Here is a 24,560-nt window from a genome sequence, read left to right on the forward strand (position 1 = left end):
AGCGCCGTACCTGTGGGAGCTGGCTTGCCGGCGATTGGGCCGCAAGGCGGCCCCTGGGGTCACCCTCGCTCTCGGGCCCGCACCGCAGTCACTGTCTCCCCGCCAACCCCCCAGTTATCGGTCGGCACCTCCTCGATCACCACAAAGGTACTGGCCGGCGGCTTGCCCAGCACCTGCTGCAGCATGCGGGTCGTCTGTTCGATCAACTGGCGCTTGTGCTCAGCACTGACGCCTTCATCGGTCACGCGAATATGGACATAGGGCATGGTTCTCGCTCCTCTGTTAATGCCAGGTGCCAGCGGTGCTACCGCCATCCACCGGCAGGATCACGCCGCTGACGAAGCGTGAGTCGGCCAGGTACAACACTGCATCCACGACATCCTGTGGCGAGCCGGTGCGGCCGCTGGGTGACAGCGCGCCCATGCCTTGCGTATTGCCGCCATGCAGCGGTGTATCGATGATCCCCGGTGCCACCGCATTCACCTGCACGCCGCTGGCTGCCAGTTCAAGTGCCAGGCCTTTCACCGCCTGGTTCAGGCCACCCTTGACCAGTACCGGCAGCAGGGCCGGCACGCGGGTGTCCGGTTGCAAGGCAATGGAGGCGGTGATGGCGATGATCTGCCCATGCCCTTGCCTGGTCATGATCCGCGCCGCTTCCTGGGCCGGGTAGAAGAAGCCCTTGAGGTTGGTGCCGACCAGGGCGTCGACATCCGCTTCGCTGTACTCGGCAAACGGCTTGGCAATGAAGATGCCGGCGTTGTTGATCAGCAGGTCGACCCCGCCAAAGGCTTGCTCGGCGCTGGCGAACAGGCGCTGGGCCGTGCCCTGCTCGGCGATGTCGCCAGCCACGCCGATGAAGCGCGATGGGTTGCCGAGGCGGGCGGCGGCTTGCTCAAGGCGGGCCTGGCTGCGGGCGTTGCCGACCACGTTGTCGCCGCGTTCGAGGAAGGCCTCGGCCAGGGCGAAACCCAGGCCGCTCGAGGCCCCGGTAATGATGACGGTGCGTGGCGTGTTCATGTGCATGATCTCCAGTGAAGTGAGCTATGGGCTCGGTGTGAAGCCACTGTAGGTTGCAATCAGCACTTGAAAAATGAGGCGCTGGGCATTTCAATCGATACATCATGTAATCAATCGAGCCGACATGACCCGCCATTTCGATGACCTGCAACTGGGCAGCCTGGAACTGTTCTGCCTGGCCGCCGACAGCGGCAGCTTCACCGCTGCGGCCACGGAAGCCGGCGTTACCCCGGCGGCGGTCAGCCGCAGCGTGGCGCGCCTGGAAGAGCGCCTGGGTGTGCGCCTGTTCGTCCGCACCACCCGGCAGATGCGCCTGTCCGCAGCCGGCCAGGCCTACTATCAGCAATGCCGGCAGGCACTGGGGCAGTTGGTGGAGGCCGAGCGCCAGGTCACGGGCGGGCAGGTCGAGCCGAGCGGTCTGCTGCGTATCAGTGCACCCACGCCCTATGCTCATCACCGGCTGTTGCCGCTGCTGCCGCGGTTTCGCCAGCGCTACCCCAAGGTGCAGGTGGATGTGCATGTCAGCAACCGCAACGTCGACTTTGCCGAGGAGCCGTTCGACCTGGCCATTCGTGGCCGCGAGCCGGCCGATTCGCGGCTGGTGGCGCGTCGCCTGGAAGATGCCGAACTGGTGGTGGTGGCCACGCCGGGCTACCTGGCCCGTGCCGGCACGCCACGAACACCGCACGACTTGCTGCAACATGAGTGCATCCAGTTCGAACTGCCCAGCAGTGGCCGCCGCCCGCCGTGGAGCTTCCTTCAGGATGGCCAGCAGGTGGAGATCGAAACCCAGGGTGGGTTCACCTGCCTGGGCGACTTCCTCGCCACCGCCACGCTGGTGCGCCACGGCGGCGGGCTGATGCAGGCTTACCGCTTTACCGTGCAGGACGCACTGGCCAGTGGCGAACTGGTGGAAGTACTCGCCGAGTTTGGCGGCACCTCGCGGCCGTTCATGCTGATCTACCCCCAGGCCCGGCACATGCCGTTGCGGGTGCGGGTGTTCATCGATTTCCTGTTTGCCGAGGGGGCATAGCCCCCGGGCTGAGCCGAGGCGCCGGGGCGTATGGCCGACTATGCTGTTTGCTGCGTCGAGCCAGTGTCATCTCGACGACCCCTCAGGTTTTCCAGGAGAACGCTCCATGAAATCCACTAAATGCATACCTTTGCTGGTGATTGCCTCGGTCCTCAGTTTTGCCGCACACGCAGACCCGGCGAGCAACTGTGCGGCCAAGATCAAGGAGCTTGAGGATTTCGAAAAGGCCAGTGGCCAGGCAATGCATGGCGGCATGGCCCATGACTTCAAAGTCCACTTGCAAAATGCCAAGGATGCTCAGAGCAAGGGCGATATGACTCAGTGTCAGGCCTCGGCGGACCAAGCCAAGACTATTTACAACAAGGCACGTAGCAAGTAAGCCCTTGCTGGCCTCTTCGCGGGTAAACCCGCTCCTACAGTATCTCCAACAGGCTCAAGGCCAGCGTGGTTACTGTGGGAGCGGGTTTACCCGCGAAGAGGCCAGCGCAGGCTGGCGCCGTCTTCAGAACCAGCGATCGTTCTTCCTGCGCCCACGGGTCAGCGACGGCAGGATCAGCCCCGCCAGCAAGCCCGCGCCGGCAATGCTGCCGCCATACACCATGTAGCGCATCATCACCTGCTTGTTCTCGTCCCCCAGGCGTGCCTGGGTATCGCGCAGCTGCGACTGGCTCTGGTCGAGCTGTTCATTCAGCGCCTTGTTGCGTGCTTCCAGTTCGTCGATCAGCTTCTTGCGTGAATCGAGGGTTTCCTGCATGCCCTGTACGCGATTCTTCCAGCTGTCGTCGATGTTCTTCAGCTGCCCGGTCAGGTCCGCGACCTGGGCATCGAGCTGCGGCAGGCGCTCGCCCTGGCCTGGCACCGACTGCAGGTCGTTGCTGAGAATCCACACCACATCGCCGTTCTGCCCGCGCACCTGGCTGTAGTTGCCCTGGCTGCCGATCAGGGTCAGCTTCTGCCCGGACTTGAGCGTACCGACAATGCGGTGGCCATCGGTGGGGCCGCTGCGCACGTATGTGCTCAGGCTGTCGCTGACCCAGCGTGCATCGCTGGCAGGCTCTTCGGCGTGCACCGGTGCGGCAAGGGCCACCAGGGTGGCGATCAGGCCGCCGCGCAGGGCAGTGAGGGCGGAAGCAGTTGGGCGGGAATCGGACATGTTGGGTCTTCGCTGAAACAGGACAAAAGTAGGCCCGGTGACTGGGCCGATGAACCGGTCGGTGGGTTGACCGTCAGCGAAAGACCGTTTTTTTGTCAGCAGGTTCACTACCTGATGTCGGAAATGTCTGCAGGATGTTGCAGGACTTCAACCGGCGACTGTGAGACTAGACTCAAAGGCTCACACCCTTTCTTGGAACAAGACCATGACAGCCAAGAACACAATCTGCCTCTGGTACGACAACGACGCCGAGGAGGCCGCGAACTTTTACGCAAGCGTCTTCCCTGACACGACAGTGATAGCGGTGCATCAGGCACCTGCTGACTATCCATCCGGGAAACAGGGTGACGTGATTACCGTTGAGTTCAGCGTCATGGGTATTCCCTGCGTGGGGCTCAACGGAGGCAAGGCCTTCACGCATTGCGAGGCGTTTTCATTCCAGGTCAGCACCGAGGACCAGGCCGAGACCGACCGCTTGTGGGATGCCATTGTCGGCAACGGCGGGGAGGCCAGTGTCTGCGGCTGGTGCAAGGATAAATGGGGGATTTCGTGGCAGATCACCCCGCGCATCCTCATCGAAGCCATCGGCCACCCCGACCGGGCGGCGGCCAAGCGGGCGTTTGATGCCATGATGCAGATGGGCAAGATCGATGTGGCCAGGATAGAGGCGGCGTTGAAGGGCTGATCACGGCAGTGAAGGCATCTTGATCGGGGGCTGCGCAGCAGCCCCCGATTCCACAAACTTGCCAGGTCAGTTGCCGGTCACTTCGGCCTCTGCCGACGCCGGCTTGGTCGAAGTCTTCTTCTCCTGCACCACGATGTAGAACTCTTCGCCATGCTTCACCGCGCCATACAACACGGCCTTCTCGATCAGTTCGTTGCCGCGCAGGTGGCGCAGCATCATCGGGTCCTTGCGCAGGTCGCGGTACAGCGCAAGGCACAGCAGCACCATCACCACCACGAACGGCAGGGCCACGACGATGGTCAGGTTCTGCAGGCCGGTCAGTGCCTCGCCGGGGTCGCGCGGGTCACCGATTGCCAGCATGATCGCCGCCACCGTACCGGTCAGCGCACCCCAGAAGATCACCGTACGTCGCGATGGCGTGGTGGTGCCGTGTTCCGACAGCGTGCCCATCACCAGCGAGGCCGCGTCGGCACCGGAGACGAAGAAGATACCCACCAGAACCATCACCAGCACTGATGTCGCCGAGGCCAGCGGGTAGCTGTCCAGCAACTGGTACAGCGCGTGGTTGCTGTTGACCGCACCATTGGCCAGCTGGAAGGCGCCTTCACGCAGGGCGTCGATACCCGCGCCGCCAAAGATGGTGAACCACACCAGGCTGACCAGGCTCGGTACCAGCAGCACTCCGGTAACGAACTGGCGGATGGTGCGGCCGCGGCTGATGCGGGCGATGAACATGCCCACGAACGGCGTCCAGGAAATCCACCAGGCCCAGTAGAACACGGTCCAGCCGGCCAGCCAGTTGTTCATCTGTTCACCGCCGCTGGCGTTGGTACGGGCCATCATTTCCGGCAGCATCTTGACGTAGATGCCGATCGAGGTTGGCAGCAGGTTGAGCATCAGCAGGGTCGGGCCGACCATGAACACGAACACCGCCAGCACCAGCGCCAGCACCATGTTGGTGTTGGACAGCCACTGGATGCCCTTGCCGATGCCCGACACCGCCGAGGTGACGAAGGCGATGGTCAGCAGGGTGATGATCGAGATGTAGAACAGCTTGCCGGGGCTTTCGATCCAGCCGTTGTACTCCAGGCCACCGGCAATCTGCAGCGCGCCCAGGCCCAGCGAGGCCGCCGAGCCGAACAGCGTGGCGAAGATCGCCATCATGTCGATCAGGCGGCCGAGCGGGCCGTTGGCATGCTTGCCGATCAACGGCCGGAAGGCGGCGGAAATCAGCTGCGAGCGGCCGCGGCGGAAGGTGCCATAGGCAATCACCAGGCCGACGATGGCGTACATGGCCCAGGGGTGCAGGGTCCAGTGGAACAACGTTGTGGCCATGGCCACCTGCATCGCTTCGCTGGACTGCCCGGTGGCCGTCCCTGGTGGTGGCGATACATAGTGCGACAGCGGTTCGGCAACGCCGAAGAACATCAGGCCAATGCCCATGCCGGCGCTGAACATCATTGCCACCCACGACACCGTGCGGAATTCTGGCTGTTCGCCATCACGGCCCAGCGGGACCCGACCGTACCGGCTGGCGGCGAGCCACAGCACGAACACCACGAACAGCGTGGAAGTGAGCACGAAGAACCAGCCGAAGTTGAGAATGACCCAGGATTGCGCGCTGGAGGCGCTGCTGGCGAGGCTTGCCTGGTTGAGGAAGCCCCAGAGGACGAAAGCGATGGCCAGGAGGCTGGTGAAACCAAAGACGATCCAGTCGAGCTTGCCCTCGAAACGCCGGTCCTGGCGTGCTTCCGCGGTTTTCGAGGGATCCGTCACGCCAAGGTCGAGCGTTTCGGTGATGTGTTCCTTTGCCATGAATGATGAGGCCCCTTTCTGGCTTACCGGCTGGTGCAGGCTTGTAGTTTTGTGTGGGCTACCGAGTTCGATGACTGCCTCGGCGGGGAGATTGCTGGCGGGATTATCCTGCGCACTAAACGGCGGCTCCTGTCCCGATAACGCCCCGGGACGTCCATTGCGCGACCTGCCAGATACTTTTAGTTCTGGGGGCGATGGCCCTTTCTGCCTCGGGTTCTGGTACCCTGTGGGCATTACCCAGGCCTGCACATCCGGGCATCGTAGAAGCGCTGCCGCTTGTGGGCCTGGCCGTACCAGGAAACGGAGATTCGTCCAGATGGCCACTGACCGTGTGAGCCTGATTCATTTCGATAAATTGAGCATGAGCCCTGCCGCTGCCGATCGGTTCCAGAAAGCCCTCGACGCGCTGGAAGCGCTCAAGCTGCAGGACCGTTACGTGTATCTCATCGCTCCTTATCTGGGTGATATCGCTGACGCCTCCGACCTCGAGCAACTGGCCACCGCCCTGGAACAGGGCTTGCGCGTGGTCGACGAGCTGCTGGCTGCCAGGTCGGTCACCAAGGTCAAGGCCGAAGAAGTACGCCAGGTGTTCCACGCCGCTGCCGAGCGCGCGCAGGCTGAAATGACCGGCTGAGTGGCGGCATGGCCAAAGACATCGACAACCCCTGCGTCTCGCTGTGCCAGCTCAATAGCGAGCTGTGCGTGAGCTGCGGTCGCAGCCGTGACGAAATTCGCAAATGGCGGGGCATGAAGCGCCCCGAGAAGATGGCCACCGTGCAGCGGGCGGCAACGCGGATGAAGGCTATCGCCAAGAAGGCGGCCAAACGGCAGAATGGCGACTGAGCCTGCGCACCCTGTGCGCAATTTTTCCTGATTGTCTGACGAGCCTGAAAATGGATTCTCACTCGCTGTTTGCCTTTACCCTGGTCGCTGCCATCGCGATCGCCAGCCCCGGCCCTGCCACCCTGATGGCCATCAACAACAGCCTTGCCCATGGCCAGCGCAGCGCGATCTGGTCGTCGCTGGGCAATGGCTCGGGCCTGTTCTGCCTGTCGGCAGCCGCCATGCTGGGGCTGGGCGCGCTGCTGGCCAGTTCCGAAATGCTGTTCAACGCCGTGAAGATCCTGGGGGCGGGCTACCTGTTCTATCTGGGCGCGCGGCAATTGCTGAAAAAGAGCCCGATGCTGGCGCAGGGCGACGCAGAGGGTGTGGCCAAGGTTCGGCCCACGCCGCTGAAGCTATACAAGTCGGCCTTCCTCACGGCAGTGACCAACCCCAAGGCGACCATGTTCTTCACCGCGCTGTTCCCGCAGTTCATCGACCAGGGGGCGGCGCTGTTGCCGCAGTTCCTGATCCTGACCGGGATATTCGTAGCGTTGTCGCTGGTTTCGCTGAGCCTGTATGCCGCACTGGCGGCGCGGGCCAAGGGCGTGCTGACCCGGCCGTCCCTGTCGCGCTGGGTGAGCCGGGTGGTGGGCACCACCTTTATCGGCTTTGGCGCGGCGATCCTGGCGATGCGCCGGCAGGGGGCCTGAAGTACGAGGGGCGCTCCATCTGGCCGATAAAAGGCCAACCTGATGGCCATACATGGTCCAGACTGTCTGCAGCACGCACAGATGGGTGCTGCAGTCGACCACAGGACGTGGCAACCATTGGCCACCGCTCCGGGTCTGCGGATGTCACATGTGCCGAGGGTTGTCGATGATCGAGCGCTGCTTTCGCCACGCCTTGCTGCTGTTGCCGTGCCTGCTGCTGCCGCTGGCGGCGGTAGCGCATGAGGAATGCCGGCGGCTGACTGCCACCGGCAACCCGGAATACCCCCCCTACCTGTGGCGCGACCCGCAAAACCCCCAGCAACTGATCGGTGCCAATGCCGACCTGCTCAAGTACCTGGGCAAGCAACTGGGGCTGGAAATCGAGGTGGTCTACGGCGGGCCGTGGTCGCGCGCCCAGGAAGAAGTGCGCACGGGCCGGATCGACCTGATGGCCGGGTACTTCCTGACCAAGACCCGTCAGCAGCAGATGGACTTCATTACCCCGGCATTCCTGTATACCCCAAGTGTTATCTGGGTGCGCCAGGACAATACCTTTGCCTACCAGCAATGGGCCGACCTGAAGGGCCGCAAAGGCGGCACGCTGGTCAACAACAGCCACGGCCAGCAGTTCGACGACTACGCCAGGACCAACCTCACCCTCGAAGCGGTACCCGGTGCCAGGCAGGCATTCGAGAAGTTGATGCACAAGCGCAGCGATTACGTGGTGTACGAGCAGTATCCCGGCTTGGCGCTGGCACGCACCTTGGGGATTGCCGACAATTTACAGGTGCTGGAGCCACCGGTATCCAGCGAAGGGCTGTACCTGGCGCTTTCGCATGACTCGCCCTGCAATCAGCCGAAGCTGCGTGAGGCACTGACAAGGGAGATGGAAAAGATCGTTGCCGGGGCATTGCCGGAGCAACTGCTGCAGCAAAACCTGGAGCGTTGGCAATAGCAGCTTGGTATGCGGTCCCTTGTAGGAGCGGCCTTGTGTCGCGATGGGGCGCGCAGCGGCCCCTGTTTTCAGCTTCGCCGCAGATATCCCCGGGGCCGCTTCGCGCCCCATCGCGACACAAGGCCGCTCCTACAGAGACCGGGCCAGTTGCTCGGCTTCCTTGGCCCGGGTCACGCTGACTGCGCCGGGCAGGGTGACATCGTTCTTCGCCGCGAGGATCTCGGCCATGACGCTGACGGCAATCTCGGCCGGGGTCTTGCTACCGATATAAATGCCGATAGGACCGTGCAGGCGCCGCAACGACGCTTCGCTTTCGCCAAAGTGTTCGATCAGGCGCTCGCGGCGCAGCTGGCTGTTGCGCCGTGAGCCGATGGCACCGATATAGAACGCCGGGCTGTGCAACGCTTCGAGCAGGGCCAGGTCGTCCAGCTTGGGGTCGTGGCTGACAGCGACGATGGCGCTGCGCAGGTCCGGGGCAAAGGCGCGGACGACGTCGTCCGGCATGCCGGCAAGGTGGTTGACGCCGGCAACGTTCCAGCCTGCCGTGTACTCGGGGCGCGGGTCGCACAGTGAAACGCTGAAGCCATTGAACAGGGCCATGGTCGCCAGGTATTCGGCCAGCGCGCCGGCACCGATCAACAGCAGGCGGTAGCCGGGGCCGAGGGTGCTGAGCATGTGCTGGCCATCGAAGCTGAACAGCTCGGGCGTGGTGGTGGCGCTGAGGCTGGCTTTGCCGCTGCGCAGGTCGAGCCCACGCCGTACCAGGCTGCCGCCGTCGAGGCCGGCGAGCAATTGTTCGAGGTGTGGCAGCGACGGGGCGAATTCCAGCACCAGTTCGAGGGTGCCGCCACAGGGCAGGCCGAAGCGGTGGGCCTCGTCGGCACTGACACCATAGCGCACCACCTGGGGCAGGCCGCTGGGCATGCCGGGGCCGGCGTAGGCACTGGTGTAGCGGTGAATGAGGTCGTCCTCGATGCAGCCGCCAGAGACACTGCCAACCACACGGCCGTCGCTGCGCAGGGCCATCATCGAGCCCACCGGGCGGGGGGAGGAACCCCAGGTGCGGGCGACCGTGGCGAGCAGGGTGCGATGGCCGGCGGCGAGCCAGTCTCGGGTGGTGCGCAGGACCAGCAGGTCGATGCTTTCCATGGGTACTCCGGTAAAGCCTGGGGTTCAAGGGTGGCTGTGCCGGCCTCTTCGCGGGTGAACCCGCTCCCACAGGTACTGCACAGGTCTTAGGAGTGGTGCAAATCCTGTGGGAGCGGGTTTACCCGCGAAGAGGCCGGTACAGCCACCAAGTTTCAGCGCATATGCAAAATGATCGGGCTACTGCTGGCCGGGTCGGTATGCCCACGCAACTTGCCTACCGCCTGCGCATTCACTGGCCCGCCATTGTTCCCCCAGGCACTGCGCACGAAACCCAGCACATCAGCAATTTCCTGGTCACTCAGTTGCTCACGGAAGGCCGGCATGCGATAGGCATCGGGCAACCCGGCCGTCACCACCCGCTGCGAACCATTGAGGGTGATGTTGATCGCCGAGGCGTCTTCCTTGGCCAGTGCCGAAGTAGCGCCGGCCAAAGGCGGCATCCATTCGGCCTGGCCCTTGCCGTCCATGCCGTGGCACGACGCACAGCGGGTTACATAGGTATGCGCCCCAGGGCTGTCGAGCCGCGCCGCCGTCGTTTCGGCCTGGTATTGCCACGGCGCACCGTCGCGTTGCGGGTCGCCGGGCAGCGACTTCAGGTAGCGGGCGATGGCCGCCAGGTCGTCGTCACTCATGAACTGCGTGGAGTTGTTGAATGCCTCGGTCATCGAGCCGAATACCACCGCATGACGGTTGCGCCCGGTCTTGAGGAACTGCGCGATCTCGGCCTCGCTCCAGCGCCCCAGCCCGGTGTTGGGGTCGGCTCGCAGGCTCGGTGCATACCAGCCATCGAGCAGTGCGCCAGCTAGGAAAGGCTTGCCGCTGTCATCCAGGGCCTTTTCGTTGAAGGCCAGGCCGCGCGGCGTATGGCAGCTGCCACAGTGGCCTGGGCCCTGGACGATGTAGGCGCCGCGGTTCCACTGGGCATCCTGCCCGGCCTGGTTGGTGTAGGGCGTGGTGGCGGCGAACAGGCCGTTCCACAAGGCGATGGGCCAACGCAGGTTCAGCGGCCAGGGAATGTCGCTGGCCAGGTTGGCCTGTTGCACCGGCTGCACGCCTTGCATGAAAAAGGCATACAGCGCCTTTACATCGTCATCGCTGAGCTTGGCGTAGGACGGGTAGGGCATGGCCGGGTACAGCCGTCGGCCATCGGGGGCTACGCCGTGACGCACGGCACGGTCGAAGTCGGCCAGGCTGTAGCCACCGATGCCGGTGTCGCGGTCGGGGGTGATGTTGGTGGCGTGGATCGCCCCCAGCGGGGTGGCCATTTCCAGCCCGCCGGCGAACGGTTTGCCGTCCGCCAGGCTGTGGCAGGCCACGCAGTCGCTGAGGCGGGCTACGTACTCGCCACGGCTGACCAGCGCCGGGTCCGCGGTGGTGGCCTGCGCATCGGCAAATGGCGAGGCAGGCTCGCGGGTGACGTACCAGGCCAGCAGGCCTGCCGCGACCAGGCACGGCAGCGCCAGCCAGCCAGCGGTTCTTGCGAAACGATGGGTCATGGGGCGTCCTTGTGTGCTCAGCTGAAGGTATGGCGGCTCAATGGCAGGCTGCGCACGCGCTGGCCGGTCAGCTGCGCGACTGCGTTGGCTACCGCCGGTGCCACCGCGGGCAACGGTGGCTCGCCGATGCCGCCCATCTTCGCCCCGCTTTCGACAATGCGCACATGCACCCTGGCCATGCGCGATGGCGGCAAAATCGGGTACAGGTCGTAGTTGCGCGCGCGCGGCTTGCCATCCACGTACACCGCTTCTTCCAGCAGTGTCTGCGACAGGCCCAGGGCGACGGCGCCGTTGACCTGATGCTCGATGATCGCCGGGTTGACGATGCTGCCCGGGTCGATGGCCTGCCAGATGTCGTGCACCTTGACCTGGCCGTTCTCGATCGACACCTCGGCAATGACCGCTGCCTCCGAGCCGAACGGCGAGGCCATGGCCACGCCACGCGCCCGCTTGCTGCCGTCCTCGGCGGTGAACGGCCCGCGCTTCCAGCCGCCGGAAAGCTCGGCGACGGCCTGCAGCAGGTTGGTCAGGCGCGGGTTGTCGCGCAGCAGGTGCAGGCGCAGTTCGAACGGGTCCTTGCCGCCTTTGTCGGCCAGTTCGTCGAGGAACGACTCATAGAAGAAGTCGTTCAGCGAGTTGCCCACCGAGCGCCAGTAGCCGAGCATGGCCGGACCTTTCACGTAGATCTGCGCGATACGCTTGTTGGCGATGGCGTAGGACTTGCCCGACAGGCCTTCGAGCGCGGTCGGGTCGAGCTTTTCGCCTTGCTTGCCTGCGAGGGCCTCGGTCGGGCCTTCGGTGGCGCTCACGGCTTCGAGGGCCACCGGCAGGCCGTCGGCATCCAGCCCGGCACGGAATTTCACCACGGCGACCGGGCGCAGCACATCGCGGAGGAATTCTTCCTCGCGGCTCCAGATGAGTTTCACCGGCCGGCCGACCGCCTTGGCCAAGGCAATGGCCTGTGGGTAGGGGTTGGCCGAGTCGTACAGGAAGTGGCGGCCAAAGAAACCGCCCAGCAACGGCGAATGCAAGGTGATCTGTGCCGGGGCCAGGCCGGTGCGCTTGGCAATGTCGTCACGGAACATGTCCGGCGCCTGGTTGGGCAGCCACACCTCCAGGGTGCCGTCCGGGTTGAAGCGCGCCAGTGCCGACGGCGGCTCCAACTGGGCGTGGTTGAGGTACTGGTTATGGTAGGTTGCCTCGACCCGGGTCTTGGCATTGGCCAGCATGCCGGCCACATCGCCCTGGTTTTCGTCGTCGCGCGCCGGGCCCGTGACCGTGGCCAGGTGCTCACGCCAGCCATCGCTGGAGAAGTCGGCCGGCATAGGCCGTACCGGGCTGTCGGCCGCAGGCTCCTTCCAGTCAACCTGGATGGCCTCGACCGCGCGCTTGGCATGCCACCAGCGTTCGGCTACCACGGCCACGGCGCCCGGCAGCTGATGCACCGAATGCACGCCCTTCATGGCCTTGACCTGGTCTTCGTTGCGCAGGCTGCCGACGGTCATGCCCAGGCGTGGCGCGTGCTGCACGGCAGCGTGGAGCATGCCGTCGACCTTGATGTCGATGCTGTACACCGCCTTGCCGGTGGACTTGTCGTAGGCATCCAGGCGACGTACCGGCTTGCCGATCCAGCGAAACTGGCTGGGGTCGCGCAGCTTGACGCTGGCCGGGTCCGGCACCGGCAGGTCCATGGCCCGCCCGGCCAGTTCTCCGTAGGGGATGGAGCGGCCAGTCGTGGTATGTACCACGCGACCCGGCGTGGTGGAGAGTTCTTCGACCGGCACGCCCAGCTGCTCGGCACCCGCCTGCAGCAGCATGGCCCGGGCGAGGGCGCCCAGGCGGCGCATGGTCGGGTAGCTCATGCGCACCGACATGCTGCCGCCGGTGATGCGCATACCGTTTTCCATCACTACATAGACTTCGCCGGGCGGCGCGCTGTCGACCACGAAATTGGCCGGGTCGACGTCCAGCTCTTCACCAACGATCTGCGCCATGGCGGTGAAGGGGCCTTGGCCACCTTCCATGAACGGGCTGAGCAGGCGTACTTTGCCGTCCGGGCGGATCTCCAGAAACGCCGGCACCTGGGTGCCGCGCTCCGGGGTCGCTGCGGCGGCTGCCTGCACGCGGGCCGAGCCCATGGGCAGGCCGAAACCCAGCACCAGGGCACCGACAGCCGTGCCGGCAAGAAAGCGCCGACGCGACAGGTTGACGGTTTCGCCCAGTTGCAGCTTGAGCAGTTCGGCGGGGGTATCGACTGGTGTGTTCATCAGGCCTTCTCCCCTTGGGCCAGCTCATGCACGGCAGCATGGATGGCGTTGTAGGTGCCGCAGCGGCACAGGTTGACCATGGCTGCCTCGATCTGTGCGTCACTGGGCTTGGGCGTGTGCTTGAGCAGCGCCGTTGCCGCCATTACCTGGCCGGACTGGCAGTAGCCGCACTGGGCCACCTGGTGCTCGACCCAGGCCGCGACCACCCGTTTGCCGACGGCATCGGCCTCGATCGCCTCGATGGTGGTCACCTCGCGCCCGACCACGCCGGCCACCGGGGTGACGCAGGCGCGCACCACGTTGCCGTCCACCAGCACCGAACAGGCGCCGCACTGGGCCAGGCCGCAGCCATACTTGGTGCCGGTCAGCCCCAGGTCGTCGCGGATCACCCACAGCAGGGGCGTGTCGGCGTCTGCCTCGACCTGGTAGGTCTTCTGGTTGATGCGTAGTTCCATGGTTCACCTGCCCGTCAACGGTTGCTGTCGCTTGGTTTCTTGTGATCGGGGAATACGGTGCTCCCCAGTGCAGAAACGCTAGCACAGCGGGGTGACCGCCGGTCTGCTGACGGGGGCAGGTTCAGAGGATCAGGCAAGCAATTCGGTGAAATGCGCAAGCGGCGATGTGCGCTATCGCCTGTAGGAGCGGCCTTGTGTCGCGATGGGGCGCGCAGCGGCCCCGGGGTCTTGGCAGCATGCAGTATTGTAAGGGGCCGCTTTGCGGCCGCGCGACACAAGGCCGCTCCTACAAGAAAGCGCATTTGGAGGTGAGGAGGACTTCCGCAACGAAAACCCGGATAATGCCGGCCAATTTCGTTTTGCACGTTTAAATCACGGTAATCCCGCATGGAAATCAAGGTCAATTTTCTCGACAATCTCCGTCTCGAAGCCAAGTTCGACGACTTCACGGTGATCGCCGACCAACCGATCCGCTACAAGGGGGATGGCTCGGCCCCAGGGCCGTTCGACTATTTCCTGGCGTCTTCGGCCTTGTGCGCGGCTTACTTCGTCAAGCTGTACTGCCAGACCCGCGACATTCCCACCGAAAACATTCGCCTGTCGCAGAACAACATCGTCGACCCGGAAAACCGCTACAACCAGGTCTTCAAGATTCAGGTCGAGCTGCCCGAGGACATTTCCGAGAAGGACCGCCAGGGCATCCTGCGCTCCATCGACCGCTGCACCGTGAAGAAGGTGGTGCAGACCGGCCCCGAGTTCGTGATCGAAGTGGTCGACAACCTCGATGCCGATGCCCAGGGCCTGCTGATGCCGGTGGCGGACACCAGCACCTACATCCCCGGCAAGGACCTGCCGCTGGAACAGACCATCGCCAACATGTCGGGCATCCTCGCCGGGCTGGGGATGAAGATCGAGATCGCCTCGTGGCGCAACATCGTGCCTAACGTGTGGTCGCTGCATGTGCGCGACGCCCAGTCGCCGATGTGCTTCACCAATGGCAAGGGCGCGACCAAGGAGGCTGCGCTGGCCTCGGCGCTGGGCGAGTTCATCGAGCGGCTGAACTGCAACTTCTTCTATAACGACCAGTTCTGGGGCGAGGACCTGGCCAACGCGCCGTTCGTGCACTACCCGAACGAGCAGTGGTTCAAACCCGGCCCGCGCGATGAGCTGCCGGCCGAGATCCTCGACGAGCACTGCCTGGCAATCTACAACCCGGACGGCGAGCTGCGTGGCTCGCACCTGTACGACACCAACTCGGGCAACACCGCGCGCGGCATCTGCTCGTTGCCGTTCGTGCGCCAGTCCGACCAGCAGGTGGTGTACTTCCCGTCCAACCTGATCGAGAACCTGTTCCTCAGCAACGGCATGAGCGCCGGCAACACCCTGGCCGAGGCGCAGGTGCAGTGCCTGTCGGAAATCTTCGAGCGCGCCGTGAAGCGCGAAATCCTCGAAGGCGAGCTGTGCCTGCCGGATGTGCCGCAGGAGGTACTGGCCAAGTACCCGGCCATCGTCGCCGGCATCCAGGGCCTGGAAGAGCAGGGCTTCCCGGTGCTGGTCAAGGATGCGTCGCTGGGCGGCGAGTTCCCGGTGATGTGCGTGACCTTGATGAACCCGCGCACCGGCGGCGTATTCGCTTCGTTCGGCGCCCACCCGAGCCTGGAAGTGGCGCTGGAGCGCAGCCTCACCGAACTGCTGCAGGGCCGCAGCTTCGAAGGTTTGAACGACCTGCCGCAACCGACCTTCGAAAGCCATGCGCTGACCGAGCCGAACAACTTCGTCGAGCACTTCATCGACTCCAGTGGCGTGGTGTCGTGGCGCTTCTTCAGTGCCAAGGCCGACTTCGAGTTCGTCGAGTGGGACTTCTCCGGCCACGGCGAGGATTCCAACGTGCAGGAGGCCGCGACCTTGTTCGGCATCCTCGAGGACCTGGGCAAGGAAGTGTACATGGCGGTGTACGACAACTTTGGCGCCACCGCCTGCCGCATCCTGGTGCCGGGTTATTCGGAGATCTACCCGGTCGAGGACCTGATCTGGGACAACACCAACCGCGCCTTGTCGTTCCGCGCCGACATCCTCAACCTGCACAGCCTGGACAACCGTTCCCTCAAGCTGCTGCTCAAGCGCCTGGACAACTGCGATGTGGATGACTACACCACCATCACCACGCTGATCGGCGTGGAGTTCGACGAGAACACGGTGTGGGGCCAGTTGACCATTCTCGAGCTGAAGCTGCTGATCTGCCTGGCTGTGCAGCGCTTCGAGGATGCCAAGGAACTGGTCGAGGCGTTCCTGCAGTTCAACGACAACACCGTCGAGCGCGGCCTGTTCTATCAGGCGCTGAACGTGGTGCTGGAAGTGCTGCTGGACGACGAACTTGAAATGGACGACTACGAAGCCAACTTCCGCCGCATGTTCGGTAACCCGCGCATGGACGCGGTGCTGGGTTCGGTGGACGGCAGCGTGCGCTTCCATGGCCTGACCCCGACCAGCATGAAGCTCGAAGGCCTCGATCGCCACCTGCGCCTGATCGAAAGCTACAAGAAGCTGCACGCGGCCCGGGCCAAGTTCGCCTGACTCCTGTAGGAGCGGCCTTGTGTCGCGATGGGCCGCAAAGCGGCCCCGGCAATATCAGCTTCAATGCCAAAACGGGGGCCGCTTTGCGGCCCATCGCGACACAAGGCCGCTCCTACAGCGACGTCGATCGCCTTCATATATCGGTTTCAAATAACCGCTATCCCCAATCTGTCTTGCCGCTTCGCCTGCCAGGCGCGTAGCGTTTTGCTCCCATCCCCTCGATCCATGGCGCGTTGACCGCCAGAAGGACCTCGGCCGCGCACAACAAGAAGGCGCAGACCATGAGCACCCCTTTGGATACCAATGCCCTCAAAGCCCGCCAGCAAGCCGCGTGGGCCAGTGGCGACTACGCGGTAATCGGCACCACCCTGCAACTGGTTGGCGAACGCCTGGCCGAAGCCTGTGACCTGCGCTGGGACGAGCAGGTGCTGGATGTCGCCGCCGGCAACGGCAATGCCACCCTGGCTGCTGCCCGGCGCGGCTGCCGTGTCACCTCCACCGACTATGTGCCCGAGCTGCTCAAGCGCGGTGAAGAACGCGCGCGGGCCGAGCACCTCAATGTGGTGTTCCAGGTCGCCGATGCCGAAGCGCTGCCGTTTGCCGATGGCACCTTCGATGCCGTGCTGTCCACTTTCGGCGTGATGTTCGCGCCCGACCAGGCCCAGGCCGCGCGTGAATTGGGCCGGGTGTGCCGGCCCGGTGGCCGGATCGGCCTGGCCAACTGGACCCCGCAAGGGTTCGTCGGGCAGATGTTCAAGACCCTCGGGCGGCATGTACCGCCACCAGCCGGGGCTCTGCCGCCTTCACGCTGGGGTGATGAAGAACAGTTGCGCGTGATGTTCGAGGGGGCGCTGGGCGAATTAAAGGTCAGCCGCCAGCACTTCAACTTCCGCTATCGCTCGGCGGCGCATTTCATCGAGGTGTTCCGCACCTGGTACGGGCCGGTGCACAAAGCGTTTGCCTCGCTGGAGCCGGAAGCGGCCGGGGCGCTGGAGCGGGATCTGACCCAGTTGCTGAACGAAAGCAATGTGGGCGGCTCGTCGTCGTTGGTGGTGCCGAGTGAGTACCTTGAAGTGGTGATCATTCGAGGTTGAGCCCAGGGGCCAAGCGCTCAGTTCTTGCACTTGGCCATCACCACCTGGCAAGTCTTCGGTGTGCCTCCTGACCGGCTTGCATAACGCACGCAGTTGTTCAGCGATTTCTGCCGGGCAATGCTCAGCGTATTGCCCCACGCGAGGCCGCCTTCGCCGGTGGTGGGGACGGCCTTGGCGAAGCAGTTGGAGCCCGTTGCCGGCGTCGCGTACCTGGCCTTGCTGGCTTTGCTGGAGCAGCCGGCGGTGAGTGCCAGGCTGAAGGCGAGCAGGGTGGTCAGCGCCCAGGACGTGGAGGGGCGAATCGGTTTACTGCTCATATGCTCTCCTTACCGAGGCGCAGGACTCTGCGATCGCAAGCAAGGTGCTGCCCCTGTGGGAGTGGGTTTACCGAGGCGTCGAACCGCCGCGAACACTGGCAAGGCCGGTGCCATCCTCTGCACAGGATATTGCATTCAAGCGAAGCGGTGAACGCTTGCGCTGCATCAGATGCAGCGCAAGGCCTTGCACCATGGCAAGGCCTTGCGCCTGGGGCAGCGATCAGAACCGGTAGTTGAAGCTGGCTTCCAGCGTGCGCGGTGCACCTGGGGTAATCAGGTCAACCGAACCGTGCGCGGAGGCATAGTAGTCGCGGTCGAACACGTTCTTGAGGCGCAGCGCGGCATCCCACTGCGGCACGCTGTACAGCAGCGCGGCGTCGAAGGTGGTGTAGCCCGGCATCACCACCACGTTGTCGAGTGCGGTGTAGCGCTCGTCGACGTAGTTGGCGCCGGCGGCCACGCGCCATTCCGGGGTCAGCGTGCGCACCAGCCAGACGTTGGCGCTGTTACGCGGCGTCAGGGTAGGAGTCTGGCCTTCGTTGGCCACGCCATTGGTCTTGTTGTTGGACTTGGTGATCTCGGCATCCAGGTAGGCGTAGCCGGCGTAGATCTGCCACTTGTCCGTGAGCTGCCCGCTGACGGTGGCTTCGAAACCGTCGGTGCGCTGTTCCCCGGCCAGCACAGTCAGGTTGGGGTTGGCAGGGTCGGCGGTCTTCATGTTGGTGCGCTCGAGGCGGAATACCGCTGCGGTCACCGACAGGCGGCTGTCGAGCAGGTCCCACTTGGCGCCGATTTCGTAGTTTGTGGTTTCTTCCGGCTCCAGATGCTGGTTGGTCGGGCTGACCGCGAACACTTCGCCCGAAGGCTGGTAACTGCGGCTGACCGACACATAGTAGGACTGGATGTTATCCGGCTGGTACACCAGGCCGGCACGTGGGCTCCAGGTCTTGTCGGTACGGTCGAGGTCGACGTTCTGCGCGCGGTCGTCGTCGTACTCCTGGCCGAAGATGTCATAACGCACACCGACCAGAGCCTTCCAGTGCTCGTTCAGCTCGATCATGTCCTGCACATACAGGCCGGCGGTCTGCTGGAAGTTGGTGCCCTTGGACGACAGGTTGGCGGCGTGCTCCGGCACCGGCACCAGGGCGTCGCGGTACACCGGCACCTGGGCCACGTTGTTCTGGCTCAGCACCCGCTGGTGCTTGTCCTGGAAGCCCACTTCAACGCCATACAGCAGGTTGTGCTGCATGCCGGCAAGCTGCGCCTGTTGCTTGAGTTCGGTCTGGTTGAACATGCCGTACTCGTCGCGGGCGACGTTGCCACGGTTGAGCTTGACCAGCAGTTCGCCGTCAGGCGCGGTGACGAAGCGCGTCGGGCTGCTGTCGGCCAAGGTGTTGTTGCGGTCCAGGTCGTAGCGGTAGTACCGGCTGGTGTTGGTCAGGGTGAAGTCGTCGTTGATGCGGTAGTCCAGGCTGGCAGTCAGCGAGAACACTTCGCTGCGGGCGTAGTCCTGGTCGGCATCGCCGGAGCCGAAGCGCTTGTCGCGGTCCACATCTACCGGGCGGTTGCCCAGCGCCGGGATGCCGAAGTCGATCAGGCGCTTGTCGTACAGGTAGGTGGCGCCCAGGTTCAGTTCCAGGTCGTCGGAGAGGCGGAAGTAGGCCGATGGCGCGATGGCCTTGCGGTCGATGTAGCCATCGTCGCGGAAGGTGTCGCTGTCTTCGAAGGCGCCGGTCACGCGGTAGGCCTGGTTGCTTTGCGGGTCGGCCCAGCCGGTGTCGAACTGGGTGCGGCGCTTGCCTTCGCTGTCGAAGCTCATGCCGACTTCGCGCTTGGGCGTGAAGCTCGGCTTCTTGCTGATGCTGTTGATCAGGCCGCCCGAAGAGCCACGGCCATACAGCACGGCGGCAGGGCCCTTGATCACCTCGACCCGCTCGATGTTGGACAGGTCACGGAAGTACAGGGCGTCGTCGCGCACGCCGTCGATGTACATGTCGCCAATGGCGCTGAAGCCGCGAATGGTCACCTGGTCACGCTGGCCGTCGCCGTTGGACAGGCCGACGCCGGGCACGTTCTTCAGCACGTCTTCCATGGACTGTGCACCCTGGTCCTTGATCACGCTTTCGGGCACGACGTTGACGGTTTGCGGGATGTCGCGCAGCGGGGCGTCGATCTTCATGGCGCTGCGGCTTTCGCTGGCCTTGTAGCTTTGCTGCTCGTAGGCGCTGGTGACCGCAGTGGCGGGCAAGGCGAGGGAACCCAGCGATTCAGATTGGACCGCGTGAACGGCAGGTACAACCAGAATGCCCAGCACGGAAATGGATGCTGGGACAACAGACTTTTTTGCCATTACAGGTGACTCTTTGTTGTATTTGAAGGTCACGAATAGTAATGATTTGCAAATGTAAAGCAAGTGTAAAGAGTTCGTATTTGCTATTGCAAGAATGCAGCTGGCAGAAAAAGCGACAAAACGCGTCGTGAGGGGGAAGGGCCGGCAATGTGTCAGGCAAGGGCTATGCTTGTTGGCGCGTGATCATTTCACGTCCCTACCCGGTCTCGATTACATGGAAGCAGGCCTATGAATCCAATTCGCTCTCTCGCTCGTGCCATTGCCGTTGCCACCCTGGCGTCTGCCTTCAGCTTCACGGTGCAGGCTGCCGGTATTCCCATTGGTAGCGAGGCGCTGGAAAGCCACGTCACCACGCAGGTCACGGCCATCGACCTGGCTAACCGACAGGTCACGGTGAAAGGCCCTGACGCCAAGAAGGATGTGACCTTCCAGCTCACTGAAAAGGCCAAGGCGCTGCCCAACCTCAAGGTGGGTGACCAAGTCGACATCTACGTGACCCGTGCGGTGGCCTATGTGCTCAACCCGGAGGTGGGCGGTGCACCGAAGGCGACTGAAGAGTCCGGTACCATTCGCGCCACGGCAGACAACCCCAACCCGGGCGGCGAGGCGTTCCGCCAGGTCAGGGTGACCTCGCAGATAAAGAAGATCGACCTCAAGACGCATGAAGTGAGCCTGTTGCCGCCGGAGGGCAAGCTGCAGGTGGTCAAGGTCGAGAACCCTGACCTGCAGGCACGCATGAAGAACCTCAAGGTCGGCCAGACGGTCGACGCGATCTACACCGAAGTGCTGCGCGTCGAGACCTCGCGCTGACCATTCATTGGGGCAGGCTTTGGGTTGCCCGCCTATGGGATCGCCTTGCATTGATGCCCTTTCAGCTAATCGATTGGGGCCGCTGTGCGGCCCATCGCCGGCAAGCCAGGGACTTTGTGGGAGCGGCTTTAGCCGCGAACACCGGCGCAGCCGGTGCCATGCACCGCGGTGGATTCTTCGCGGCTAAAGCCGCTCCCACAGGGTACGCGTACCGCTTGCGAATTCAGTTCTTTACGCGTCAGCGCAGCCCAAAGGACTGGGCGATCTCCCACAGAGATCGCGCCAACTTTTAGAATTTGAGCAAGACAGTTGCTCTCATAGGTACGGCTCAGGCTTCAGGACTGCGCGGTACCTTTGGGCGCTGGCTTGCCGGTAATGGGCTGCGTGATCGTGTATCCATGTGGTGAATAAAGTACGTGCACACTTTCGATTTCCATGGATGAAGGGAATTTTCCGATCATCGCCTGAACATCTGTCACGAATGAGGACTGCCATGTTCAGCAAGACCTTGTGCCTTCTGGTACTTCCCTTTGCCCTGGCGTTGCTTGCCGGTGCCGTGCTGCCGTTCCAGGCTGCGGGTAATGCCGCCGTCGGCCGGGCTCTGGGGCATTGGTTATGGGGCGCGTTCACGTCATTGACGGTAAGTTCGCTGGTAGTGATTTTCGCGCTGCTGATCCTCAGGGTGCCGGCGCCGGACATGGGCAAGGCCTTGCAGGGGCCCTGGTGGCTGTGGGTTGGTGGTGTGCTGGGGGCGCTGTACGTGGCCGGTGCTGCTGCGCTCACCCCCCGGCTTGGGGCAGCGGGGTTCCTGGTGCTGGTGGTGGCGGGGCAGATCATCACGGCGGTGGTCGCAGACCACTTTGGGGTGATGGGGTTGGGAGGCAAGCCGCTCAGTCTGGCCAGGTTGGCGGGTGTGGTGCTGATCCTCTGCGGCGTTCTGCTGGTGCAGGGCACCTGGGCAGCAGGCTCGCCGGCCAATGCCCCTGCCGTGGAGAAACAGTCGGAAGGCTGATCAGCGCCCCGGCTGGCTGCACGCCCACACGGTTTCTCGCAGCCAGCGATGCCCCGGGTCGTCCTCTTTGCGGCTGTGCCAGGCCTGCTGGTAATCGAACGAAGCAATCGCCAGTGGCGGCTCGAACTGGCGCAATGTCTTGTGCTGGTGCAGCGAGCCCACCGCGCGGCTGGCCACGGTCAGGATCAGGTCGGTGCCGGCCAGCACCTCGACCGCCGCACTCCAATGCGGCAAGGCCAGGGCAATCCGCCGACGCAGGCCTTTCGCGGCGAGAGCGCGTTCGATTTCATCGAAGGCATCCGGGTGCATGGCCATCAGCACATGCGGACGGGCCAGCCAGTCGTCCAGGGCCAGGCCGCCGCTGGCCGGCAGCACCTGGCGGTCGGCAACGCTGATGAAGCTGTCGGTGAACAGCGGCTGCGCAGTGATGGCCTGGGGCAAGTCCGGGAAGATGCCCAGGGCCAGGTCCAGTTCACCATCGAGCAACTGGGCCAGCATGGTCTCGCGGCTGGCCTGGCTGATGGCCAGGTCTACCCCGGGCGCGACCTGGCGCAGGTGGCGCAGCAGGGGCGGCAGGATGATCCGCGAGGAATAGTCGGACAGCGAGAGCCTGAAGCGACGCTGGGCCTTGGCCGGTTCGAACTGTGGGGCGGCCAGCAGGCCGTTGAGGTTGCCCAGGGCGTCGTGCAGCGGTTTGGCCAGCGATTGGGCGCGGGCGGTCAAGGCCATGCGGCCGTTCTGGCGCACCAGCAAGGGGTCGTCGAAGTGCTTGCGCAACTGCGCCAGGGCGTGGCTTACCGCCGGTTGGCTGCGGTGCAGGCGCAAGGCGGCGCGGGTGACGTGCTTTTCGCTCAGCAGGGCGTGCAGGGCGAGCAGCAGGTTGAGGTCGATCTTGCGTAGTTCATCCATGTTGCGAATGGTCTTGGTTGCGTCCGACAGTTTTCATCAGTTTAACAAATGCCCAAGGCCGCTCTCATAGAACAACACATGCCTCATTGGTTTAGTGAAGTTCTGTAGGAGCAGCCTTGTGCTGCGAGGAGGCCGTTACTGACAAAGCTTGTCTATTGCTTGTACCGGCCTCTTCGCAGCACAAGGCTGCTCCTGCAGAGGACGCTTCAAACGAGCGATATTTGTTTTCTGCGCGACAGCGCAGCCCAAAGAGCCAGAGCTTTATCGCCTTGCTACCGCATGTTGCACGCACTGCTCGTAATAGGTCTGCTTGATCGCTGCAGGCTTTAGCCGCGAGCGGCTGTTGTAGGTCTGTTCGGTAATGCCGAAGGCGGTCATGCGCATCCACGGTTTGGGGAATTTGCGCGCCTGCAACTTCTTGCGCGTGGCATACAGGGTTACCCCGGAAAGCTTGGCCTGCTGCGCTTCGGCGGCTATCTGTGCGCCCCAGCCGCAAGTGTGGCGATCGTTCTGGCTCAGCGCCCGTGCCTGGGCGCCGAAAGCGAGCGTGGCTAGCAGGCAGCCGGCCATCGTTGCTAGAAGTACTCGCATGTTGCTGTCCTAAGCATCTGAAGGAAAACGAAGTTTGCCTTCACAAGCAGCTACCGGGGGCCAGCAAATTGCCGTCAGGTTGTTGCCATCCGCAACGGGCTGGCGCGGTGGGTGCGAAGGCTGGTCCAGGCCAGGCTGGCGACCCAGATCACCGATACGCCGTAGTTCAGGCGCTGGTACAGGCCGAACCATTGGCCGCTTTGCGCTGCCTTGCCCATGAGTACGACGGTCACGATCGCCAGCACCACGCAGGCCAGGGAAAACAGCCCCAGTGCCCTGGAGCCGGCAATGCGATTGCCCAACCAGGCCCACAGTGCGCTTGCAAGGGTCAGCGAAAGGAACATCAGCAAGCCGGACAGGTTGTGTAGCTGCTGTAAAGGGGAAGGCTGCGCCGGAGCGCAACCTTGGTCGCAGGGAAACCAGCCGGTACCCAGGCTGCCCAGACCATTTGTTCAGGGCTGCGTGTCGCCTACGGATGCCGGGAAATACCGCACTGCGTGTATGTGATCGTACAACTGCTTGCGCTATGATGAGCGCTGTCTTTCAAGGTGAAATACAGGGCAATGACAGAGCAGCAGGTACAGGCAAAGACCCGGCGCAAGCCGCGCAGTCTGGCTCAGGAACTGGTCACGGTGCTGACCGAGCGCATTCGCAGCGGCCAGCTCAAGCGCGGCGACAAGCTGCCGACCGAATCGCAGATCATGGCCGAAGAGGGTGTCAGCCGCACGGTGGTGCGTGAAGCGATCTCGCGGCTGCAGGCTGCCGGGCAGGTCGAGACCCGCCACGGCATCGGTACCTTCGTGCTGGACGCGCCAGCAACGGGTGGTTTCCGTATCGACCCGGCGACCGTGGTCACCCTTCGCGAAGTGTTGGCGGTGCTGGAATTGCGCATTGCCCTGGAGATCGAATCGGCGGGCCTGGCGGCGCAGCGGCGCAGCGACGAAGAGCTGGCCGGCATGCGTGCGGCGCTGGACGAACTCAACGAAGGGGCTGCCCACGCCACGGATGCGGTGTCGGCGGATTTCCAGTTCCACCTGCGCATTGCCCAGGCCAGCGGCAACCACTACTTCGCCGACATCATCAACCACCTGGGCACCAGCATCATCCCGCGTACCCGGTTGAATTCGGCGCGGTTGGCCCATGATGACCAGGCGCACTACATGAGCCGGCTTATGCATGAGCACGAGGCGATCTACGAAGCCATCGCCCGGCGTGATAGCGAAGGGGCGAAGATGGCCATGCGCATGCACCTGAGCAACAGCCGCGAGCGCTTGCGCCAGGCGCATGAAGAGGCCGAGGCGCAGGGGGGCTGAGGCTTCTCTGTTGCCTGACCTGGCCTCATC

General features: G+C 63.9%; 24 protein-coding genes and 1 pseudogene. 12 read left to right on the forward strand and 13 right to left on the reverse strand.

The window, feature by feature from the left end; all coding sequences use genetic code 11:
- Nucleotides 1-59 precede the first annotated feature (59 nt).
- On the reverse strand, nt 60-266 hold the full coding sequence (locus CAG18_RS06675; protein WP_061551649.1) for a 4-oxalocrotonate tautomerase family protein: 207 nt from the start codon (nt 264-266) through the stop codon (nt 60-62).
- Nucleotides 267-282: 16 nt separating this feature from the next.
- Nucleotides 283-1,017 carry an SDR family NAD(P)-dependent oxidoreductase gene (locus tag CAG18_RS06680; RefSeq protein ID WP_054572571.1) on the reverse strand — a complete coding sequence of 245 codons (735 nt, stop codon included), beginning with the start codon at nt 1,015-1,017 and terminating at the stop codon, nt 283-285.
- Nucleotides 1,018-1,141: 124 nt separating this feature from the next.
- Here CAG18_RS06680 and CAG18_RS06685 point away from each other — a divergent pair, with 124 nt between their 5' ends.
- Together CAG18_RS06685 and CAG18_RS06690 are read left to right on the forward strand one after the other, a co-directional pair.
- Complete coding sequence (locus tag CAG18_RS06685) at nt 1,142-2,050, forward strand: LysR family transcriptional regulator (RefSeq protein ID WP_054572572.1); 909 nt, start codon at nt 1,142-1,144, stop codon at nt 2,048-2,050.
- A gap of 106 nt (nt 2,051-2,156) precedes the next feature.
- Nucleotides 2,157-2,429 (forward strand): hypothetical protein, encoded by a 273-nt coding sequence (locus tag CAG18_RS06690; protein WP_013973013.1) that lies wholly within the window; start codon nt 2,157-2,159, stop codon nt 2,427-2,429.
- Between the two features lie 123 nt (nt 2,430-2,552).
- Here CAG18_RS06690 and CAG18_RS06695 read toward each other — a convergent pair whose 3' ends face one another.
- Nucleotides 2,553-3,203 (reverse strand): TIGR04211 family SH3 domain-containing protein, encoded by a 651-nt coding sequence (locus CAG18_RS06695; RefSeq protein WP_085720644.1) that lies wholly within the window; start codon nt 3,201-3,203, stop codon nt 2,553-2,555.
- Between the two features lie 205 nt (nt 3,204-3,408).
- Here CAG18_RS06695 and CAG18_RS06700 point away from each other — a divergent pair, with 205 nt between their 5' ends.
- Nucleotides 3,409-3,888, forward strand: a complete 480-nt coding sequence (locus CAG18_RS06700) for a VOC family protein (RefSeq protein ID WP_015270715.1) — start codon at nt 3,409-3,411, stop codon at nt 3,886-3,888.
- Between the two features lie 66 nt (nt 3,889-3,954).
- Here the strand turns inward: CAG18_RS06700 and CAG18_RS06705 are convergent, their stop codons facing one another.
- Complete coding sequence (locus CAG18_RS06705; protein ID WP_054572573.1) at nt 3,955-5,703, reverse strand: BCCT family transporter; 1,749 nt, start codon at nt 5,701-5,703, stop codon at nt 3,955-3,957.
- A gap of 316 nt (nt 5,704-6,019) precedes the next feature.
- On the opposite strand from CAG18_RS06705, the gene CAG18_RS06710 reads away from it, so the two are divergent.
- The 4 genes from CAG18_RS06710 (at nt 6,020) to CAG18_RS06725 (ending at nt 8,193) form a co-directional block, all read left to right on the forward strand.
- Entirely contained in the window at nt 6,020-6,337 is a 318-nt protein-coding gene (locus CAG18_RS06710) for a hypothetical protein (RefSeq protein ID WP_085720645.1), read from the forward strand.
- Nucleotides 6,338-6,345: 8 nt separating this feature from the next.
- Nucleotides 6,346-6,546: a DUF1289 domain-containing protein gene (locus tag CAG18_RS06715; RefSeq protein ID WP_003259230.1), complete on the forward strand. Its 201-nt coding sequence runs from the start codon at nt 6,346-6,348 to the stop codon at nt 6,544-6,546.
- A gap of 50 nt (nt 6,547-6,596) precedes the next feature.
- A complete protein-coding gene (locus CAG18_RS06720) occupies nt 6,597-7,238 on the forward strand; it encodes a LysE family translocator (protein WP_015270713.1) in 642 nt (213 codons plus the stop codon).
- A gap of 166 nt (nt 7,239-7,404) precedes the next feature.
- A complete protein-coding gene (locus CAG18_RS06725) occupies nt 7,405-8,193 on the forward strand; it encodes an ABC transporter substrate-binding protein (protein ID WP_015270712.1) in 789 nt (262 codons plus the stop codon).
- A 129-nt stretch (nt 8,194-8,322) separates the two neighbouring features.
- Here CAG18_RS06725 and CAG18_RS06730 read toward each other — a convergent pair whose 3' ends face one another.
- The 4 genes from CAG18_RS06730 to CAG18_RS06745 all read right to left on the reverse strand — a co-directional run bounded on the left by CAG18_RS06730 (nt 8,323) and on the right by CAG18_RS06745 (nt 13,560).
- Complete coding sequence (locus CAG18_RS06730) at nt 8,323-9,342, reverse strand: XdhC family protein (protein WP_015270711.1); 1,020 nt, start codon at nt 9,340-9,342, stop codon at nt 8,323-8,325.
- A gap of 152 nt (nt 9,343-9,494) precedes the next feature.
- Nucleotides 9,495-10,838: a cytochrome c gene (locus CAG18_RS06735; protein ID WP_085720646.1), complete on the reverse strand. Its 1,344-nt coding sequence runs from the start codon at nt 10,836-10,838 to the stop codon at nt 9,495-9,497.
- Nucleotides 10,839-10,855: 17 nt separating this feature from the next.
- Nucleotides 10,856-13,105 (reverse strand): molybdopterin cofactor-binding domain-containing protein, encoded by a 2,250-nt coding sequence (locus tag CAG18_RS06740; protein WP_085720647.1) that lies wholly within the window; start codon nt 13,103-13,105, stop codon nt 10,856-10,858.
- Nucleotides 13,105-13,560 carry a (2Fe-2S)-binding protein gene (locus tag CAG18_RS06745; RefSeq protein WP_003259224.1) on the reverse strand — a complete coding sequence of 152 codons (456 nt, stop codon included), beginning with the start codon at nt 13,558-13,560 and terminating at the stop codon, nt 13,105-13,107. The genes CAG18_RS06740 and CAG18_RS06745 overlap by 1 nt, the downstream gene beginning before the upstream one ends.
- 387 nt (nt 13,561-13,947) lie before the next feature.
- On the opposite strand from CAG18_RS06745, the gene CAG18_RS06750 reads away from it, so the two are divergent.
- On the forward strand, nt 13,948-16,134 hold the full coding sequence (locus tag CAG18_RS06750; RefSeq protein WP_085720648.1) for an OsmC domain/YcaO domain-containing protein: 2,187 nt from the start codon (nt 13,948-13,950) through the stop codon (nt 16,132-16,134).
- Between the two features lie 281 nt (nt 16,135-16,415).
- The gene (locus CAG18_RS06755; RefSeq protein WP_085720649.1) at nt 16,416-17,228 is read left to right on the forward strand and encodes a class I SAM-dependent methyltransferase; all 813 of its coding nucleotides are present in this window, start codon (nt 16,416-16,418) and stop codon (nt 17,226-17,228) included.
- A 17-nt stretch (nt 17,229-17,245) separates the two neighbouring features.
- On the opposite strand, the gene CAG18_RS06760 is transcribed toward CAG18_RS06755, so the two are convergent.
- Both CAG18_RS06760 and CAG18_RS06765 read right to left on the reverse strand, forming a co-directional pair.
- Nucleotides 17,246-17,545 (reverse strand): hypothetical protein, encoded by a 300-nt coding sequence (locus CAG18_RS06760; protein ID WP_003260568.1) that lies wholly within the window; start codon nt 17,543-17,545, stop codon nt 17,246-17,248.
- A gap of 220 nt (nt 17,546-17,765) precedes the next feature.
- Nucleotides 17,766-19,895: a TonB-dependent siderophore receptor gene (locus CAG18_RS06765; RefSeq protein WP_015270706.1), complete on the reverse strand. Its 2,130-nt coding sequence runs from the start codon at nt 19,893-19,895 to the stop codon at nt 17,766-17,768.
- Between the two features lie 228 nt (nt 19,896-20,123).
- On the opposite strand from CAG18_RS06765, the gene CAG18_RS06770 reads away from it, so the two are divergent.
- Both CAG18_RS06770 and CAG18_RS06775 read left to right on the forward strand, forming a co-directional pair.
- Entirely contained in the window at nt 20,124-20,705 is a 582-nt protein-coding gene (locus tag CAG18_RS06770) for a hypothetical protein (RefSeq protein ID WP_013973000.1), read from the forward strand.
- Between the two features lie 493 nt (nt 20,706-21,198).
- Nucleotides 21,199-21,717, forward strand: coding sequence for a DMT family transporter (locus tag CAG18_RS06775; RefSeq protein WP_085720650.1), 519 nt, complete (start codon nt 21,199-21,201; stop codon nt 21,715-21,717).
- On the opposite strand, the gene CAG18_RS06780 is transcribed toward CAG18_RS06775, so the two are convergent.
- From CAG18_RS06780 to CAG18_RS06790, 3 genes and pseudogenes are all read right to left on the reverse strand, one after another.
- Nucleotides 21,718-22,626: a LysR family transcriptional regulator gene (locus CAG18_RS06780; RefSeq protein WP_054572581.1), complete on the reverse strand. Its 909-nt coding sequence runs from the start codon at nt 22,624-22,626 to the stop codon at nt 21,718-21,720.
- A gap of 261 nt (nt 22,627-22,887) precedes the next feature.
- Entirely contained in the window at nt 22,888-23,217 is a 330-nt protein-coding gene (locus CAG18_RS06785; RefSeq protein ID WP_023660807.1) for a hypothetical protein, read from the reverse strand.
- A 74-nt stretch (nt 23,218-23,291) separates the two neighbouring features.
- Nucleotides 23,292-23,666: pseudogene (locus CAG18_RS06790) on the reverse strand (DUF998 domain-containing protein); the annotation flags it as partial.
- A gap of 114 nt (nt 23,667-23,780) precedes the next feature.
- Here CAG18_RS06790 and CAG18_RS06795 point away from each other — a divergent pair.
- Nucleotides 23,781-24,530 carry a FadR/GntR family transcriptional regulator gene (locus CAG18_RS06795; protein ID WP_085720651.1) on the forward strand — a complete coding sequence of 250 codons (750 nt, stop codon included), beginning with the start codon at nt 23,781-23,783 and terminating at the stop codon, nt 24,528-24,530.
- Nucleotides 24,531-24,560: the final 30 nt, after the last annotated feature.

Origin of the sequence: Pseudomonas sp. B22(2017), assembly GCF_002113105.1 — a bacterium.
In the GTDB taxonomy this organism is placed as follows: Bacteria; Pseudomonadota; Gammaproteobacteria; order Pseudomonadales; family Pseudomonadaceae; genus Aquipseudomonas; species Aquipseudomonas asiatica.